At 47.6% G+C, this 4,425-nt stretch carries 2 protein-coding genes; one reads left to right on the top strand and one right to left on the bottom strand.

Annotation, left to right across the window (positions count from 1 at the left end; genetic code table 11):
• Nucleotides 1-149 precede the first annotated feature (149 nt).
• Nucleotides 150-2,840 carry a filamentous hemagglutinin N-terminal domain-containing protein gene (locus ACE1CM_RS19230; RefSeq protein ID WP_374879396.1) on the bottom strand — a complete coding sequence of 897 codons (2,691 nt, stop codon included), beginning with the start codon at nucleotides 2,838-2,840 and terminating at the stop codon, nucleotides 150-152.
• A gap of 266 nt (nucleotides 2,841-3,106) precedes the next feature.
• Between ACE1CM_RS19230 and ACE1CM_RS19225 the strand changes: the two genes are divergently transcribed.
• Nucleotides 3,107-4,425 (top strand): hypothetical protein (locus ACE1CM_RS19225; protein ID WP_374879394.1); only part of this gene is annotated, 1,319 nt, incomplete at its 3' end.

Here is a 4,425-nt window from a genome sequence, read left to right as displayed (position 1 = left end):
GTTCCCTTTTTGGGGTCCCGCTAAAAAAACGAAGCCGTATAAGATACGGCTGCAATCTGCTATAACTATCCGCACCTGCAACAGCAGGCGTCGGACTCTACCGAAAAACCCAGGCTGCTTCCATACCATATTTTTGTATTTTTGTCAAATTAAGGACAATAGGTTCGCCTCTGCCAAGAAAGATGGGGAGTAACAGCAGGCTCAGTAGCCGTAAGGATGACCTCGCCATTAGCACCTTTTACCCATCCCGTAGCTTCTACAATCTGCTCCCTTGCCCCTCTGCTCCCCTGCCCCTCTGCTCCTCTGCTCCCTTGTCCAAGAGTCACCCAATCTACCACAATCGCGTCAGTGGCGATCGCTTCCGGTAGACTGGGTGGCAACCCGCCGCGACCAGTAACAACAAATCTACTCTGCTGGGAAGCCACAGAACAGCGTCGATCGATTAAAGTAGCGACATCGACAACTGCCTGGGGTAATTCGACTAACCCGGAACTAGGGTCAACATCGGGGGTATTAATTTCTACAACGCCGCTGAATTCAACCCCGCGTTGAGAAGTAGCAGTGATGTCGCTTTCTGGAGTATCTAGGATTGGCGGTCGCCGAAACGATGTGCCAAAAATGCCTTCGGCGTTGATGGTAACTCGACCGCCAGAAGCTTGTTGAGAATTAGCGCTGATGTCGCTATTTTCTAGAGCGGCTAAAGTACCTGTAGCGATCGCAATATTACCCCCTGTAGCTTCACCAGAGGCATTAGTAGTAATCCTGCTACCACGGCGCAACTGTAACGAGCGGGAAGTAACTTGGATGTTACCGCGATCGCCCCCGGCAGTTTCTGCTTGCAGCGAACCGTTGTCTAGAAGGATTGAACTTGCCTCTACAATCAGATTGCCAGCCGCCCCTGCATTTGAGCCTTGACTGCTTACACTTAATCCAGCCGTATCCCGAATAATCAACCGATCTGTTTCAATTCTCAAGTCACCAGCATCTCCCGTACCCCTCGTTACAGTAGCCAATGAGCTGCGCTCTCCACCACCCGCTCCGCTTAGTTCCACTAACTCCCTAGCCCTAACCGTCAAAGTACCCCCCGAACCCGCACCCGTTGTAGCAGCTTGTACCAGTGCGCCATCCCGAACAATTAAACGTCCCGTCTCAATGCTCAAATCGCCAGCATCTGCGGTACCAAAAGTCGAAGTACTTAATAAGCTGCTGCCTCCAAAACCAGTTCCGCTCACTTCCACAAATTCCGAGGCATTCACGCTCAAACTTCCTCCTCGACCTCCTGGTTGAGTACCAGCTGTTACTTGTCCCCCACCCCGAACAATTAACCTGGCTGTATTAATCGTCAAGTTGCCAGCAGCACCAGTACCACCAAAAGAAGAAGCCGATACCACAGCTCCATTCTTGACGGTTAATTGTGGAGTAGTAATCGTCAAGTTTCCCGCTGTTGCGGCAGCCTGAGTCTGAGTAAATATACCGCTAAAACCACCGGAGGGAATCTGGTCGCTGACTTCCACCGACTCAGTAGCCGTTACGGTCAAATTTCCCCCCGTTCCCTCACCGAAAGCTACAGCTTGTACTTGCGCCCCACCCCGAACAATTAACCGCCCTGTTTTAATAGTTAAATTTCCTCCTGCACCCGTGGCGTCGAATTGAACTGAATTAAATATGCCGCTGCGAATCGGATCGCCATCTATTACAATGTCGCCAATGCCGATCGCTTCTATTGACTCTTCTGCTGTTACTGACAGCGTTCCCGCCGCTCCTTGACCAAATGTACTGGTATCTATCCTTGCTCCATCTTGAAGAATTAACCGCTTAGTTTCCAAGATTAAATTGCCCCCAGCACCTGTTGCTCCTGGATAGACTTGAGCGCTCAGACTACTAGCAGACGGCGGCGAGACTGAGTTTCCGATCAATTCAACTGACTCTTGTGTGCGTACTGTAACCGTTCCTCCCGGTTTAGTTCCCAGGGTAGCGGCACCAATCGTGGAACCATCTGTTAGCGTCAAGCGCCTTGCGCGCACTTGAATATCACCGCCGCCTTCTCCACTAGCATCGACTAATGCCAGCTGCGACAGATGAATATCTCCAAAAGTGGGAACGCTATCGTAGCCCAAAGCATAGCCTTTTTCTGTAGGAGTCAAGCTGACATTGCCTTCTCCTGTAACGCTGCCTAGTTCAATCCGTCCTCCAGCTGTACCCAAAGTTCCGCCTTCGAGGGCTACATCACCGCCAACCAAAGCTAAAGTTTGATTAGGCTGTACGCGCAAACCTAAAGTGGAATCTCTCAACTCAGATGTTTGCACCAGAATTCTGCCCGGATTTGCCCCGTATTGCAAGCCAATCGGCACGCTAATAGTTAACAAAGGTTGAGTTTGATTTGCTGCGGCGCTAAAAAAAGTGCCATCGGCAAAGTTTAACCTAGTTGCCGTACTTGCTAAAAACGAGCCGCCGATATTCAAACGAGCATTTGGGCCAAAAATAATTCCATTCGGATTGAGCAAAAATAAATTAGCCGTACCGTTAGCTTGAATCAACCCATCAATATGAGAAATTGACCCACCCGTCACCCGACTAAAGATATTTTGAACATCTAGCCTGTTGTTAAAGTGCGCCTCACTACCAGTGGGAACGGAAAATTCCCGAAAGCTGTGGAACAAGTTGCCGCCTGCTGGCGTTCCTCCCTCAATCGCGATCGCGTTACCCTGTTGCGTGACGATGGAATTAACTCTTAGCGTTGCATCCGGGACAATTTGCGCTGCCGTGGGGTGGGAGGTTAATAAATAACACAAAGCGCTACCGTTAAGTAGCCAGTGCAGCAGATGAGACTTATTCATCATCTGAAATAGTTATTGGCGGACTGGTATTGTTATATCACCAATAGAAGCGATCGCATTTCACCCAAATTGGTGATAGGGGTACAACCTGACTTTTCCTGCTATTTTTTTGTCAGTGCGTTCGCTAGGAGGCCATCACCAAAGTTTCTTTGTATATCTCTGGTTTCCTTGCTCAACGATTTTTCCGAGAAACCCGGATGGGTGAGCGTAATTCCTGTATCAGTTAAGCTAAATACATTGTTCGTTCTCCAACTTGAGGATGAAGTGTAATGTTGCAATTGGCTAAGTTCCTGGTTAGGCAAACCACTGAATTAAAACTAATCTTCTGGGTTTTAGGTTTGTTGATTGGACTGCTGCAAGCATGGGCGTATCGGTTCAGCTTATCCTCAGAAGATGCAGTTTCATATTTGGATATTGGCGATGCTTACCTGAGAGGCGATTGGCATAGGGCTATCAATGCCTATTGGAGTCCTTTATATTCTTGGTTACTGGGATTTTTTATCGCTATTCTTCAACCTTTGCCCTATTGGGAATTTTTTGTGGTTAAACTTGTCAATCTCTTCATCTTCTTAGTTGCATTCGCCAGCTTTGATTTTTTTCTGCAACAGCTGATTAAGTATCAACGGAAAACCCAGCAGACGACATCGAAGCGATCGCGCGAACTCCCTGAGTGGATCTGGCTGATTATGGGCTATGCGCTTTTCCTCTGGGTATCCTTGAAATGGATAGGAATTCATTTAGATGCACCCGATAATGCGACAGCAATCTGTGTTTACTTGGCTAGTGGCTTGCTGCTGCAAATGCAAAACCGAACCGCTAACTGGAGGACTTACCTTTTATTTGGGATTGTTCTCGGTTTAGGCTATCTGTCTAAATCGGTGATGTTTCCTCTGGCATTTGTGTTCTTGGGAGCAAGTGTTGTGGTGAGTTGTTTTGATCCAGAAAATGTTCCAGAACACGGGCAGTTGATGTTGCGCCGTCAAACTGTTTTACGTCTGCTAGCTGCACTACTTGCTTTTACGATCGTCGTAGCGCCTTTTATCGCAGCAATTTCTGTTTCAAAAGGTCGTCTGACATTTGGCGATACTGGAAAAATTAATTATGTTTGGACGATCGCTAAAACTGTTAAAGGCGACAAACATTGGCAGGGTAAAGAACCGAACTCAGGTATCCCAAAACATCCAACACGACAAATTTTTGATGTACCTGCCACCTATGAATTTGGCACACCCGTCGGTGGCACAAGTCCCACTTGGTACGATCCTTCCTACTGGTATGACGGCTTAAAATTTAGCTTTAATCTACGTCAACAGTTACAAATATCAAAAGCAAATCTAGCGTATTACTACCAGCTATTTTTAGGCAGTTTGCTCTTGGGATATTTCCTTTTGGTGTACGCAGGGGGTGATGTTCGCACTTCACTCCAGCAGTTAGTAGCAAATTGGTTTTTATGGCTCCCAGGTGTTACAGGACTGGGAATTTATCTGTTAGGAGTGAATATGCCAGCTGCCTTTTGGTCACCACGGTACATTGCTCCATTTGTCGTGCTGGTATTTGCAGGTGTATTTTCCAGCGTACATCTGCTGAA

It is taken from the genome of Microseira sp. BLCC-F43, from assembly GCF_041929235.1.
Lineage (GTDB): Bacteria > Cyanobacteriota > Cyanobacteriia > Cyanobacteriales > Aerosakkonemataceae > Microseira.
The sequence above is the reverse complement of the archived record's forward strand: the minus strand, read 5'-3'. Positions and strand labels throughout refer to the sequence as shown.

What these genes read in the sequence shown, in the direction of transcription:
- ACE1CM_RS19230 (WP_374879396.1), bottom strand. Translation starts at nt 2,840, where the DNA reads ATGATGAATAAGTCTCATCTGCTGCACTGGCTACTTAACGGTAGCGCT.